General features: G+C 55.0%; 15 protein-coding genes. 7 read left to right on the forward strand and 8 right to left on the reverse strand.

Annotation, left to right across the window (positions count from 1 at the left end; genetic code table 11):
• Together AB7E14_RS11770 and AB7E14_RS11775 are read left to right on the forward strand one after the other, a co-directional pair.
• On the forward strand, positions 1-72 hold a 72-nt coding region (locus AB7E14_RS11770), incomplete at its 5' end, for a hypothetical protein (RefSeq protein ID WP_428169547.1).
• 26 nt (positions 73-98) lie between these two features.
• The gene (locus tag AB7E14_RS11775) at positions 99-299 is read left to right on the forward strand and encodes a YpfN family protein (protein ID WP_012906607.1); all 201 of its coding nucleotides are present in this window, start codon (positions 99-101) and stop codon (positions 297-299) included.
• Positions 300-339: 40 nt separating this feature from the next.
• On the opposite strand, the gene ypfH is transcribed toward AB7E14_RS11775, so the two are convergent.
• From ypfH to dapA, 6 genes are all read right to left on the reverse strand, one after another.
• On the reverse strand, positions 340-1,038 hold the full coding sequence (gene ypfH / locus AB7E14_RS11780) for an esterase (protein ID WP_044256912.1): 699 nt from the start codon (positions 1,036-1,038) through the stop codon (positions 340-342).
• A 73-nt stretch (positions 1,039-1,111) separates the two neighbouring features.
• Positions 1,112-3,121: a tRNA(Met) cytidine acetyltransferase TmcA gene (locus AB7E14_RS11785; RefSeq protein ID WP_316962732.1), complete on the reverse strand. Its 2,010-nt coding sequence runs from the start codon at positions 3,119-3,121 to the stop codon at positions 1,112-1,114.
• 14 nt (positions 3,122-3,135) lie between these two features.
• Positions 3,136-4,002: a KPN_02809 family neutral zinc metallopeptidase gene (ypfJ, locus tag AB7E14_RS11790; protein ID WP_044327846.1), complete on the reverse strand. Its 867-nt coding sequence runs from the start codon at positions 4,000-4,002 to the stop codon at positions 3,136-3,138.
• A gap of 124 nt (positions 4,003-4,126) precedes the next feature.
• The gene (gene purC, locus AB7E14_RS11795) at positions 4,127-4,840 is read right to left on the reverse strand and encodes a phosphoribosylaminoimidazolesuccinocarboxamide synthase (RefSeq protein WP_042999863.1); all 714 of its coding nucleotides are present in this window, start codon (positions 4,838-4,840) and stop codon (positions 4,127-4,129) included.
• A gap of 112 nt (positions 4,841-4,952) precedes the next feature.
• On the reverse strand, positions 4,953-5,987 hold the full coding sequence (gene bamC, locus AB7E14_RS11800) for an outer membrane protein assembly factor BamC (protein WP_042999862.1): 1,035 nt from the start codon (positions 5,985-5,987) through the stop codon (positions 4,953-4,955).
• Between the two features lie 16 nt (positions 5,988-6,003).
• Positions 6,004-6,882, reverse strand: coding sequence for a 4-hydroxy-tetrahydrodipicolinate synthase (gene dapA, locus AB7E14_RS11805; RefSeq protein ID WP_428169545.1), 879 nt, complete (start codon positions 6,880-6,882; stop codon positions 6,004-6,006).
• 145 nt (positions 6,883-7,027) lie between these two features.
• On the opposite strand from dapA, the gene AB7E14_RS11810 reads away from it, so the two are divergent.
• Together AB7E14_RS11810 and bcp are read left to right on the forward strand one after the other, a co-directional pair.
• Complete coding sequence (locus tag AB7E14_RS11810; protein WP_042999860.1) at positions 7,028-7,600, forward strand: glycine cleavage system transcriptional repressor; 573 nt, start codon at positions 7,028-7,030, stop codon at positions 7,598-7,600.
• Complete coding sequence (bcp, locus tag AB7E14_RS11815; protein WP_042999859.1) at positions 7,600-8,070, forward strand: thioredoxin-dependent thiol peroxidase; 471 nt, start codon at positions 7,600-7,602, stop codon at positions 8,068-8,070. Before AB7E14_RS11810 ends, bcp begins: the two co-directional genes overlap by 1 nt.
• Positions 8,071-8,252: 182 nt before the next feature.
• On the opposite strand, the gene AB7E14_RS11820 is transcribed toward bcp, so the two are convergent.
• The gene (locus tag AB7E14_RS11820; protein ID WP_042999858.1) at positions 8,253-9,317 is read right to left on the reverse strand and encodes an AI-2E family transporter; all 1,065 of its coding nucleotides are present in this window, start codon (positions 9,315-9,317) and stop codon (positions 8,253-8,255) included.
• 223 nt (positions 9,318-9,540) lie between these two features.
• On the opposite strand from AB7E14_RS11820, the gene bepA reads away from it, so the two are divergent.
• Positions 9,541-11,004 carry a beta-barrel assembly-enhancing protease gene (gene bepA / locus AB7E14_RS11825; RefSeq protein ID WP_054176570.1) on the forward strand — a complete coding sequence of 488 codons (1,464 nt, stop codon included), beginning with the start codon at positions 9,541-9,543 and terminating at the stop codon, positions 11,002-11,004.
• A 12-nt stretch (positions 11,005-11,016) separates the two neighbouring features.
• Positions 11,017-11,376 (forward strand): arsenate reductase (glutaredoxin), encoded by a 360-nt coding sequence (gene arsC / locus AB7E14_RS11830; RefSeq protein WP_130098146.1) that lies wholly within the window; start codon positions 11,017-11,019, stop codon positions 11,374-11,376.
• On the opposite strand, the gene AB7E14_RS11835 is transcribed toward arsC, so the two are convergent.
• Positions 11,377-12,219, reverse strand: coding sequence for an XRE family transcriptional regulator (locus AB7E14_RS11835; RefSeq protein WP_287115574.1), 843 nt, complete (start codon positions 12,217-12,219; stop codon positions 11,377-11,379). It lies immediately after the preceding gene.
• A gap of 156 nt (positions 12,220-12,375) precedes the next feature.
• Here AB7E14_RS11835 and AB7E14_RS11840 point away from each other — a divergent pair.
• Positions 12,376-12,824: PTS transporter subunit EIIC (locus AB7E14_RS11840; RefSeq protein WP_428169546.1), on the forward strand; the 449-nt coding region annotated here is incomplete at its 3' end.

Below are 12,824 nucleotides of genomic sequence, written 5' to 3' on the forward strand. Positions count from 1 at the left end.
TGTGTGAACGCCGCCGACCTGCAACTGCTTGCCCGTATGTATCAACGTATAATGGAACAACTCGTCGCCTGACGAGATTCCTGCAAGAGGTAACGCGCATGGACTGGCTGGCAAAATATTGGTGGATTCTGGTGCTGGTGTTTTTGGTAGGTGTGCTGCTGAATGTGATCAAGGATCTCAAACGCGTCGACCACAAAAAATTCCTCGCGAATAAACCGGAACTTCCCCCGCATCGTGATTTTAACGATAAGTGGGATGACGACGACGATTGGCCGAAGAAAGACCAACCGAAGAAATAAACCAGAGCCGGAAGGGGTTTCCCCATTCCGGCTTTGTCTTTTAGATCATCTCAATTACGTCATCATCGTTCGGCGTACCGCCGCTGAGCGCTTCGTCAAAGTAGTGCTTCGGCACGGTATAGCGCAAATGGTCGAGGGCAAACTGCATGCTACGGTCGTCAATCGCGTGACCGAGGTCTTCCACAATATCCAGCGTGACATCCCCGCCTGCGCTTAACAGCGCGTCCTGGGCGGCGACCGCATGCGAAAGTTCAATGACCCGATCTTCTCCACCGTGAATCAGATGAATCGTGGTGGCGGTCGATGCCGTTTCCGGCAGGCTGGCGTAGCGTCCGTTAAACGCAATCACCCGCGAGGCCAGCCCAGGCTCGGCTTTGATGCTCTCCAGCGCCATAATCGCGCCCTGCGAGAAACCAATCAGCGCCGTGGCATTTGCCCCTACGCCACTCTGTTTTTGCCAGTAACGTACGGTTTCGATAAACACCGGCATGATAGCGTCAATCCGTGCCTGACGGTTCTCTTCCGTCACCCCTTGCACGGAAAACCACTGCCGCCCGGATGCCGGTCCGCTCGGCTCAACGCCGCCGATACTGACCACCAGCGCGTCCGGGAAGAGAGGGGCAAACCACGAACCAATCTCTCCCATCGCAACGGGGTTATCACCCACGCCATGAAACAGCAGCAACAGCTGTTGAGCAGGTTGGGCCGGACTTTGAACAACAAAATGGTCATGTTTCATGGCGATCTCCTTAACTGATGTCGTTAATTCTACGCTGCTCAATCGCAATGACCATGCCAGAAAATTGAAGGAGTTAGTGAAAAAATTGCCATTGCAGAATGCGATTACGGTCATGCTCAGTCCGTGCGGGATCCAGCCCGGCTAACGCCTGCGCCGCCTCTTCCCGCTGACGCTTCAGCAGTGCTTTGCGCCCTGAGAGGCGCAATGTCACGCAGAGTTCCGCATCGCTGAGGCGTGCTTGCAGGCTGCCCCGCAGCGCCGGTAGCGGCAACGCGCTGGTCGACAGCAGGCGGTTCAGACCACCGAGAGAGGTCAACAACGGACGGTGCGCGAAAGCAAACCCTGCCAGCGTCTGCCAGTCATCTTCATTAAGCGTAGTCGCTTTCAGCGGTTCAACCGGGATCGCCTCCCCATTCCACCGCGCAAGAATATCCGCATCGCGACGCAAACGGTGGTGCTCATATTCGGCCAGGCGCCTGCCTGCCGCGCTTAGCGGTAAGAGGGCCATTGCGGTATAGCAGCCGCTACTGGCCTCCTTGTGGTTGCCTACCCGCACCAGGATAAAACCACAGCGCTGCCAGAAGCGCCACAGCTCCGGCGTATAGCCAAAGCTCACGGAAAGATAGTCACAGTGTGCCGTATGAGCCTGCGCGATCAGCTGCTGTCCAATCCCCTCACGCTGACGTCCCGGATGGACGGCAATGCGACTGATTCGACGACCGGTCAGGGTAGCCGCCAGCGGATCGCCGCCGTGTGCCGCCAGCGACTGCGCGACGAGATTCCCCCGCGGTCGCCGAAATCCCGCCCAGACCGCCTGGCTGAGTTCGGGAGCAAGACCGCCTTCCTCAACCAGCCAGAGTGCCCCGACGATTTCCCTGTCACAGGTGGCGTGGAAAAAATGCTGCCCCGGCGCATCCATCATTCGGCGTAGATCCAGCGGAGAGGTACGATAATGCGCCCCGGAAAGCAGCCGATAGACCGCCAGAGGCATTTCCGGTTGCGTCTGCCAGGCGTCCTGTTCGAAAGGCCTAATCACCATGCAGCCCTGCGGGGTAGTCGCAAAATCGTCATCATCAAAAACCAGCGCGTCGCTAACCCATTTCTCCAGCGGACATCCCTGCGCCCAGCGGACGGGTTGCTGAAGTTCATAACGCTGTCGTTCCGGGAAGCGGGCGCAAAATTTTAACAAAAAGCCGCGTCCGGTGCCTTCGTAGCCCTGTACGGTCGTTGTCAGTAGGGCGCGCGGAAAACGGGAAACCAGACGCTGAAGGAGCGGCGCAGGGATCGCCGCCGCCTCATCCACCACCAGCCAGTCGGCATCAACCTCCGCACTCAGCAGCGCATCTGGCGCCATAAAGCGGAAACGGTCACCGGCAAATTGCGCCAGCACGTCCGTTGCCGCTTTCGCCGGTGCCGTCACAAGGGCGTTGCCCGTAATACGTGAAATCAACTGACCGGCCAGCGCCGATTTACCACGTCCACGCGCGGCGGTCACCGTGGCGATCCCTTCGGGCATCCGGAGCAGTTGCGTCAGAATAGCGGCCTGTTCCGGCAGCGGCGCACCGGTTGCGGACTGCCAGTGAGGACGTTCTGAAAAATACGGTACGCAAAACGGCTGCGACTGTTGCCAGCACAGCGTCTGTTCATCCGCCGCGATGAGGCGACGAATGCGGTGGATAAAATGGGGAGTCGCAATAGGTTGCGCGCAGTCGCTCCAGCGCAGCGAATCATTATCAGGACAGAGATGCCAGCGCGCCAGTGGCGGCGTGAGTAACACCAGCCAACTGCCCGCGTGCAGCGTTCCGCTTAAGGCAGCAAAAGCCGCCGCATCAAACCCGGCCAGAGCATCGAAAACGGCATGGTGGAATTCACGTCCCAGTAACGTTTGCAGCGCCAGCGGCGTGCAACTGGGTTCGGCGGCGGCATCAGGGGAAACCCATAGCCAGTCGCCGGGCAACGTGTCGCGCAGGTGCTGTACTTGTTCATGACACCAGGACGCCTCGCCACTCAGCACCAGCAGGCGGCGAATTCCCTCCCGGGTCATTTGCGCGGTTAACGCATTCAGCGCGGTGTAACCAGACATCCCTGCCTCAGAAGTTAAAAACCTTTACCAAAGGTATTACATTGCGCCGGATTGCCACTATCGAAACCGCGCTTAAACCAGCGATAGCGCTGCTCTGACGTCCCGTGGGTGAAGCTGTCCGGAACGACGCGCCCCTGACTTTGCTGCTGGAGACGATCGTCGCCAATCGCTTCGGCGGCATTCAATGCTTCTTCCAGATCGCCGGACTCCAGTACGCCCTGCTGCTGCATGCTGTTGCCCCAGACACCGGCAAAGCAGTCCGCCTGTAGTTCCATACGGACAGAGAGTTGGTTGATTTCCGCCTGCGAGGCGTGCTGCTGCATCTGACGCACTTTCGGCTCGATGCCCAGCAGTTTCTGGACGTGATGACCGACTTCGTGAGCAATCACATACCCCTGAGCGAAATCACCGTCTGCGCCCAGTTTGTCTTTCATGTCATCGTAGAAGGAGAGATCGATATAGACCGTGCTATCCGCCGGGCAATAAAACGGCCCCATGATGGATTGCCCGGTACCGCAGCCAGTTCGCGTGGCTCCACGGTACATCACGAGCTTTGGCGGTTGATAGGTACGCCCCATTTTTTCAAACTGCTGTCCCCAGGAGTCTTCTGTCGTTGCCAGAATCACCGAGGTAAATTTTGCCGCTTCATCTTCATTCGGGCTGATGGAACGCTGAGACTGCTGCTGAGAGACCGGTTGTCCCGTCATCAGTCCGGTTAAATCGACGCCGTAATACCCGGCAACCAGCACGACGATGAGCAGAATAATCCCGCCTTTGCCGCTCGGCAGACGAAATCCTGGCCCGCCCAGAGAGGGACCACCGCCTGAACTGCTGCGCCTGTCTTCCACATTGTCACTTTCACGACGCCCTTGCCAGCGCATACTCACCTCAACACTCTATTCGTTATGATGATGATCGTAGGCGGTTCAGCGGAAGATTACCACAGGAAAACAAGATTGAAGTGCGAAGAGCGGGTCGGAGAGCGTCCCCGACCCGAAAGGTAAGTTAGTCGAGATTCACACCCAGACGACGCGCCACGGTTTCATAGGCTTCAATCAGGCCACCCAGGCTCTGACGGAAACGGTCTTTGTCCATTTTCTCGAGGGTCTCTTTGTCCCACAGACGGCTACCGTCCGGAGAGAATTCATCGCCGAGCACCACTTCGCCTTTGTACAGACCGAACTCCAGTTTGAAGTCGACGAGGATCAGTCCTGCGTCATCGAACATTTTTTTCAGCACATCGTTCGCTTTATAGGTCAGCTCTTTCATTCGTGCCAGATTCTCTTTGCTCACCCAACCAAAGGTTTCGCAGTAGGAATCGTTGACCATTGGGTCATGCATTGCATCGTTTTTCAGGAACAGGTCGAATAACGGCGGATTCAGTTCGATGCCCTCTTCAATACCCAGACGTTTAACCAGAGAGCCTGCCGCACGGTTACGCACCACGCACTCGACCGGCACCATATCCAGCTTTTTCACCAGACATTCGGTATCAGAGAGCAGTCGCTCCATCTGCGTCGGGATACCCGCTTCGGCCAGTTTGGTCATGATGAAATAGTTGAACTTGTTATTCACCATACCCTTACGATCAAACTGCTCAATGCGCGCGCCATCCCCTGCTGACGTATCATTGCGGAATTCGAGCACCAACAGGTCCGGGTTTTCCGTGCTGTATACGGTCTTCGCTTTACCACGATACAACTCAGCTTGCTTTTGCATCTTAATTACTCCTGGGTGTGATCATTTGTATTCAAAACGGGGAATATTATGCCACGCACACGTTTGCGTAGCACGGAAATAAAAAGGGCCGGATTTCTCCAGCCCTGTTTTTTTACTTGCTAAACGCTGCCTGGAAGATAGCAACCAGCGCGTCGTTCTGGCTCTGCGTCAGGGTATGCCCCTTCGGATCGATAAACTGCAAGCTGCTGCGGTTGTCTAAATCACCGACCTGCAGTTTGTAGTCACCGGAAGAGAGCCCTGGATCGCGAGCGCCCAGCTCCTGCCAGCCGCTATCGGACAGCGGTTTGTAGGTAACAGCCATGCTCCCCTGCGAACGGGTACTGTCGGTCACTTTCATGCCGACTTTCTCCAGTGCTGCCGGGAGGCGCTGCCAGACAACGTTGAATGGGCCACGCACCACCAGCATCGGTAAACCGGTGTCATCCGCGGCGCTCTGCACATCCATCGTGGCGGCAGAACGGTTCTGTGCAGCATTCGCGGCGTCAGTCGCGGTCTTATCGAGGCCCGCAGAAATCACGTTCATCATCTCAGTGCTATAACGCTGCAGTGAAGCGGCATCCGCCACAGGCTTACCGGCCTGCTCAAGGTTGACCAGTTTCACCATCACCGCCTGCTGATAGCCCTGCGGTTTAACCGAGATTTGATAACGGCCACGGTACTGCTCGTCTTCGTCCAGACGGTTCCAGTCAACCCAACCGGTTGTCAGCGTCTGGCTGGCATCATCACGTTTTTCAATCGTGTAGTTTTTAGACTGAATCACGCTGACCACCTGCGGCCACAGCGTATTTCCACGCCCGTTTTCCACCAGCAGCGTGGCGGTATCGCCCGCAAACTGGGTCCGGGCACCGGAAACCAGCGCCAGCGGCTGTGCCGGCGGACGGATATCCAGCGCTTTCCCAACGGCACCGCTGCCGTTGGTGACCGGGATGTTGTAGTCGCTCGTGGTCACCGGCAGAATCATACCGGCAGGCGCATGAAGTTCAGCAAGCGGTGCGGCTTCCAGATAGGATTCATCACCACTCACCTGGCGCTTGTAGCGCGAGTCAGAACTACAGGCCGCGAGCAGCAAAACAAGCGAAACACCCGCAACCCTGGCCAGGCGCGACTTTTGTACTGAGTAAGCCATCAAATCTCCCTAAACTTTACAGCAAACCGGCATGCTTGAGCGCCGCTTTGACAATTTCACGACCATTGTCTGTGATGGGTGTCATCGGCAAGCGCAGCGTATCGGTCGCCACAAGGCCCAACGCCTTACATGCCCATTTCACTGGGATTGGGTTGGGTTCGACAAACAGTTTGTTATGTAACGGCATCAGACGCTGATTAATGGTACGCGCCTCGGCAAAACGCCCTTCCGCCGCCAGTTTGCACATTTCCGCCATATCACGCGCCGCAACGTTAGACGTCACGGAGATCACGCCATGACCGCCTAACTGCATAAAGTCCATCGCGGTCGCGTCATCGCCGCTGAGCAGCAGAAAATCATCGGAAACCAGCTCTTTGATCTGGTGAACCCGACTTAAGTTCCCTGTCGCCTCTTTAATTGCGACAATATTTTTTAATTCCGCCAGACGGCCAACGGTTTCCGGCAGCATATCGCAACCGGTACGGGATGGCACATTATACAGAATTTGGGGCAGGTCAGTATGTTCCGCGATGGCTTTGAAATGCTGGAACAAACCTTCCTGAGTCGGACGGTTGTAGTAAGGCGTTACCGTCAGGCAGCCGACAATTCCGCTGTAATTGAAACGCTGCGTCAGACTAATGGCTTCTGCGGTCGCGTTCGCGCCCGTACCGGCAATCACCGGGATACGCCCATCAGCCAGCTCCAGCGTCATCATCACCACATCGCCATGTTCATCATGACTCAGCGTAGCGGACTCACCGGTAGTGCCAACAGAAACGATCGCCGAGGTGCCACTGGCGACATGATAATCAATCAGTTTTTTCAGGCTTGACCGGCAGACATTACCTTTTTCATCCATCGGTGTAACAAGCGCGACAATACTTCCCGTGAACATGGGCCATCCTCTGTGCAAACAAGTGTCTCAATGTTACGTTTGGTACGACAATAAAAGCAAGCGACGAGAGCCCTTCTGATTGTTGTATGCAGGTTTTTTTTATGCTTTCCTTATGATTACCCCACCTCTCAAAGGAAGAACAGGTTTGACACCTTCATCGCAACATTACCTGGTTATTACTGCGCTGGGTGCCGATCGCCCTGGAATTGTGAACACGATCACCCGCCATGTCAGCAGTTGCGGCTGTAATATCGAAGACAGTCGCCTGGCCATGTTGGGCGATGAGTTTACGTTTATCATGCTGCTGTCGGGTACCTGGAATGCCATCACCCTGATCGAATCGACCCTGCCGTTGAAAGGTGCAGAGCTGGATTTACTGATTGTGATGAAGCGTACGACGGCGCATCCCCGTCCGCCAATGCCGGCAACGGTATGGGTTCAGGTTGATGTACCGGATTCGCCACATTTAATTGAACGATTTACAGCCCTGTTTGATAACCATCGAATGAACATTGCGGAACTGGTTTCGCGCACGCAACCTGCTGAAAATGATAAGGCGGCGCAGTTATACATCCAGATTACCGCCCACAGTCCGGCGTCGGATGATGCCGCAAATATTGAACAGGCCTTTAAAGCACTATGTACAGAACTCAATGCACAAGGCAGTATTAACGTTGTTAATTATTCACAACATGATGAACAGGATGGAGTTAAGTAATGAATCCACTGAAAGCCGGTGACATCGCACCGAAATTTAGCTTGCCGGATCAAGACGGAGAACAAGTAAATTTGACCGACTTCCAGGGACAGCGTGTGCTGGTCTATTTCTATCCGAAAGCCATGACGCCAGGCTGTACCGTTCAGGCTTGTGGCCTGCGAGATAACATGGATGAGCTGAAAAAAGCAGGTGTAGACGTGCTGGGCATCAGCACTGACAAGCCTGAAAAGCTTTCCCGTTTTGCCGAAAAAGAGCTGCTTAACTTTACCCTGCTGTCCGACGAGGATCATCAGGTCTGCGAGCAGTTTGGCGTCTGGGGCGAGAAATCCTTTATGGGGAAAACCTATGATGGGATCCATCGCATCAGCTTCTTGATTGACGCTGACGGTAAGATTGAACACGTTTTCGATGATTTCAAAACCAGTAATCACCACGATGTGGTGCTGAACTGGCTGAAAGAAAACGCCTGACTTTCACGCTGCCGGATGACGGCTGACGCCCTGTCCGGCCTACCGTGTGTAGGCCGGGTAATCGGCTGTCTGTTTAAGCGTCTTTTTACACTCGCCTTTTTATCTCGCGCTACCTTTTTGCCTTTCGCTCAGAGCGCATCGACTAGCGCACAGTTCACCACCTTCCCTGTTACATAAACGCATCAGGACTCGTCAACGACCTGCGCATCCGGCCAGGCATGGACAACGGCCTTGATTAACGTCGCCAGCGGAATGGCGAAGAAAACGCCCCAGAATCCCCACAGGCCGCCAAAGATCACCACTGACAGGATAATCACCAGCGGATGCAAATTGACTGCTTCAGAAAACAGCACCGGCACCAGCAGGTTGCCGTCCAGCGCCTGGATAATCAAATAGACGGCGAAACAACTCCAGAACTCGGTCCCCAGACCGAACTGGAACAGCGCAACGCCTACCACAGGAATAGTGACTACAAAAGCGCCAATATAGGGAATGAGTACCGAGAACCCCACCAGCACGGCCAGTAGCAGTGAGTAGTTGAGGCCAAACATCAGGAAGCCCAGCCAGGTCGCCACGCCCACCACCACCATCTCCAGCACCTTGCCGCGGATATAGTTGGTGATTTGCTGGTTCATCTCCTTCCAGACCTGCCCCGCCAGCCCGCGATTACGCGGCAGCACACGACGCACGGCGTTCAGCATTTGCTCTTTATCTTTGACGAGGAAGAACACCATCAGCGGCACCAGCACCAGATAGACCGCCAGAGTCAGCAGCCCGACCAAAGAGGCCAGCGAATATTTCACTACCGAATCGCCCATCGTCAGCATGCGGGTGCGCATATTTTCCGCCATCGCATCGATGATGCCCGCATCCATTAAAGCCGGATAACGACGCGGCAGCGTGGCGGCAAAATCCGACAGTTTGTTCAACATGCCTGGCATGTCGCGAATCAGTAAGATCCCCTGTTGCCATGCCACCGGCATCACCACAAAGGCCATCAACAACAAAATGCCGACAAATACGATCAGCACGAGAGAGGTCGCCCAGCGGCGCGAACAGCCGATGGCTTCAAGACGCACCGTTGGCCATTCCAGCAGGTACGCCAGCACAATGGCAACCAGCAGCGGTGCCAGTAATCCGCTAAAAAAGAAAAGAATGCCAAACCCGGCAACCAGAATAACCAGCAAGGCAATCGCCTCGGGGTCGCTAAAGCGACGGCGATACCATTGCATTAACATTTCGAGCATAAAACCTTCCCTGAACCTCAATAGCGGGATTGCGATCCCGAATTGTATCGAAATGTCACAAAAAAGACTTCGCTTTTTATTGCTGATTCTGGAAACTGAAAAGTCATTTGTGCAGGGTATTCATCGACAAATTTCGCCGTTACACTGCCTGTGTCGGCAAACACGGAACGATACGACCCGGCATCGGTCAAATGACTATCTCAAAGAAAACAGGACAGAGGTTATGTTCAGGCAGTTTAAGAAGAACCTGGTTGCTACCCTCATTGCCGCGCTGACCCTGAGTCAGGTGGCTCCCGCGTTCGCAAACTCCGCGGACAGCTTGCCAGACATGGGAACCTCGGCGGCAAGTACGCTTTCTATCGGCCAGGAAATGCAGATGGGCGATTATTATGTACGCCAGCTGCGTGGCAGCGCGCCGCTGATTAACGATCCGCTGCTGGTTCAGTACATTAATGGGTTGGGTATGCGTCTGGTTTCACACGCCGATTCGGTCAAGACGCCCTTCCATTTCTTTTTGATTAACAATGACGAAATCAACGCCTTTGCTTTTTTTGGCGGTAACGTCGTGCTGCACTCTGCCCTGTTTCGCTATTCCGATAACGAAAGTCAGCTCGCCTCAGTTATGGCGCACGAAATCTCACACGTCACCCAACGCCACCTGGCGCGCGCCATGGAAGATCAGAAACGCAGCGCGCCGCTGACCTGGGTTGGCGCGTTAGGCTCCATTCTATTGGCGATGGCGAGCCCTCAGGCCGGGATGGCCGCGCTCACCGGCACGCTGGCGGGATCGCGTCAAGGGATGATTAGCTTCACGCAGCAAAATGAACAGGAAGCAGACCGTATCGGCATTCAGGTTTTACAACGTTCTGGATTCGATCCGCAGGCGATGCCGACCTTCCTGGAAAAACTGCTCGACCAGGCGCGTTACTCCTCGCGTCCGCCTGAAATTTTGCTGACCCACCCCCTGCCGGAAAGTCGTCTTTCAGATACCCGCAATCGCGCAAACCAGATGCGTCCGGTGGTGGTGCAATCCTCTGAAGATTTCTATCTGGCGAAAGCGCGAACTCTGGGGATGTATAACTCCGGGCGAAACCAACTGACCAGCGACATGCTCGACGAGTGGGCAAAAGGTAACGTCCGACAGCAGCGCGCAGCGCAGTATGGCCGTGCGTTACAGGCGATGGAAGCCAATAAATACGACGAGGCTCGCAAAGCGCTGCAACCGCTGCTGTCCGCAGAGCCCAATAACGCCTGGTATCTGGATCTGGCCACCGACATCGACCTCGGACAAAAGAAAACCAGTGACGCGATTGCCCGACTGAAAAAAGCGCGTGATTTGCGAGTCAACCCGGTTTTGCAACTTAACCTTGCGAACGCCCTGCTACAGGGCGGTCAGCCGCAAGAAGCGGCAACCATCCTTAACCGTTATACCTTTAATAACAAGGACGACGCCAACGGCTGGGATCTGTTGGCGCAGGCGGAAGCCGCGCTGTATAACCGCGATCAGGAACTGGCCGCGCGTGCGGAAGGGTATGCGTTGGCGGGCCGTCTCGATCAGGCCATCTCGTTACTGAGCAGCGCCAGTTCGCAAGTGAAGCTGGGCAGCCAACAACAAGCGCGTTACGATGCGCGCATCGACCAACTGCGCCAGTTGCAGGAACGCTTTAAGCCGTACACGAAAATGTAAAAAGGATCCTCCATGTCAAAGGCCGTAAAAATCTACCATAACCCGCGCTGCTCCAAGAGCCGCGAAACGCTGAACCTGCTGCAATCGCACGGTGTGGAGCCAGAAGTGGTGCTTTACCTGGAAACGCCCGCCGATGCCGCAACGCTGCGTCAGTTGTTGAAGATGCTGGGCATGGAAAGCGCCCGGGAACTGATGCGCCGAAAAGAGGATCTCTACGCGTCGCTCAACCTGGCTGACAGCAGTCTGAGTGAAGGTGAATTGATTCAGGCGATGGTGGAACACCCAAAACTGATGGAACGTCCAATTGTAGTGGCGAACGGCCAGGCGCGTATTGGCCGTCCACCGGAACACGTGCTGGAAATCATCGGCTAATCACCCCCGCCGTAGTGCTTCGAGAAAAGCCTGCGGCGTCATCTCCCCCAGTTTTTTCTGCGCCTTGCCGGTATTATAACTTTCGCAAATCTCTGCCAGCAGTTGACTGGCTGATACGTCCTTTACCCGCGGCACAATCGCCACCAGCGGAAGGTTAACCTGAATCGCATTCTGCACGTTATGGTTTATGTTGTGCGTCATCCCTCGTGCTATCAGCCCCTGTTCCAGCCCATCAAGATAGGTGTCAGAAAAGAATGTCTCAATAGATTGTATATCAGCCGGACAGGCTGTCAGCAGCGCATCCAGCCATTTCATGACCAGATGCGGCGAAATCCCAGCATACAGTCGCGCGTAGCACCAGCCGCTCACCGGTTCACGAGCCCAGAGCACATGATGCTCCCCGCCATCCTCCATATGCAGTGAAAGCGGGAGGTGATGCACCTCAAGCACATGAGGGAAATGCCCGGCCTTCAGTGCCTTTTTCCCCTGCAAAGGTGTCCCCTGACGCATCAACCTTGCAGGTTTAAGATAACGATTTAGCGTCGCACGGGATACGTGAATGCCCAGCCCTTCATTGACCAGTAACAAAAGCTCATCTAACGGCGCGCCGGTCGCATCCCGCAGTCCGTTAATCAGCGCAATCTGCTCTTGTCTCATCGCTTTGTGTATCACTTTCGGCGTAGTTTGCCGATCGGCAGTCTGCTCACGTTGTCGCCAGCGTCTGACCGTGGTGACGGAAATCCCCAGCTCAGCGGCCAGCGCTCTGTCGCTTTTATCCGACTGCTGCAGATAACGACGGATGCGCGGTGTCGTGGTGGCATTGGCATGCAGTTTTATTTCCATCGCCAAATCCTTTTTCAAAGAGATAACTAATCATATGAGATTTATATTTATAAGGCGAACACATTGTGACCAGATTCACCTTTCGACTGCGGTGCTTCACTGATAATCCTCTGGCATACCATAAATACTCTCATCCGATCTTGTACGGAGTTCACAATGAACAATGTTCTGGGATTTCTTGAAGCAAAACTGATGCCGCTTGCGGCCAAAACGGCGCAGCAGCGTCACCTGGGCGCGATCCGCGGCGCTTATGTTTCCTTTATGCCGTTCATTATCGTCGGCTCCATTCTGCTGGTTATTTCCTCCTTTCCGAACCAGACCTATCAGCAATTTATGTCTGGCGCGTTTGGCGAAAGCTGGAGCAGTATTATCGAGATCCCGTTTAACGCGGTGTTCTCAACGATGTCACTGTTCATCAGTTTCCTGGTTGCCTACCGTCTGGCGGAACATTACGGTGAAGACCGTATCTCTTGCGGCATCCTGGCGCTGGTCTGCTTTCTGATCCTCACCCCGTTTATCAAAGTTGCGGATAACGGCGGCATCACCGTGATACCAGTAGAATGGATCGGCACTAAAGGGCTATTTGTGGCAATGATTGGCTCGTT

It is taken from the genome of Citrobacter sp., from assembly GCF_050252275.1.
GTDB lineage: Bacteria > Pseudomonadota > Gammaproteobacteria > Enterobacterales > Enterobacteriaceae > Citrobacter_A > Citrobacter_A amalonaticus.

Bases quoted from the DNA above. Each gene is read 5' to 3' on its own strand.
- bepA (WP_054176570.1), top strand. From the start codon at position 9,541: ATGTTCAGGCAGTTTAAGAAGAACCTGGTTGCTACCCTCATTGCCGCG.
- ypfJ (WP_044327846.1), bottom strand. From the start codon at position 4,002: ATGCGCTGGCAAGGGCGTCGTGAAAGTGACAATGTGGAAGACAGGCGC.
- AB7E14_RS11775 (WP_012906607.1), top strand. From the start codon at position 99: ATGGACTGGCTGGCAAAATATTGGTGGATTCTGGTGCTGGTGTTTTTG.
- ypfH (WP_044256912.1), bottom strand. From the start codon at position 1,038: ATGAAACATGACCATTTTGTTGTTCAAAGTCCGGCCCAACCTGCTCAA.
- bamC (WP_042999862.1), bottom strand. From the start codon at position 5,987: ATGGCTTACTCAGTACAAAAGTCGCGCCTGGCCAGGGTTGCGGGTGTT.
- arsC (WP_130098146.1), top strand. From the start codon at position 11,017: ATGTCAAAGGCCGTAAAAATCTACCATAACCCGCGCTGCTCCAAGAGC.
- AB7E14_RS11785 (WP_316962732.1), bottom strand. From the start codon at position 3,121: ATGTCTGGTTACACCGCGCTGAATGCGTTAACCGCGCAAATGACCCGG.
- AB7E14_RS11835 (WP_287115574.1), bottom strand. From the start codon at position 12,219: ATGGAAATAAAACTGCATGCCAATGCCACCACGACACCGCGCATCCGT.
- AB7E14_RS11820 (WP_042999858.1), bottom strand. From the start codon at position 9,317: ATGCTCGAAATGTTAATGCAATGGTATCGCCGTCGCTTTAGCGACCCC.
- dapA (WP_428169545.1), bottom strand. From the start codon at position 6,882: ATGTTCACGGGAAGTATTGTCGCGCTTGTTACACCGATGGATGAAAAA.
- bcp (WP_042999859.1), top strand. From the start codon at position 7,600: ATGAATCCACTGAAAGCCGGTGACATCGCACCGAAATTTAGCTTGCCG.
- purC (WP_042999863.1), bottom strand. From the start codon at position 4,840: ATGCAAAAGCAAGCTGAGTTGTATCGTGGTAAAGCGAAGACCGTATAC.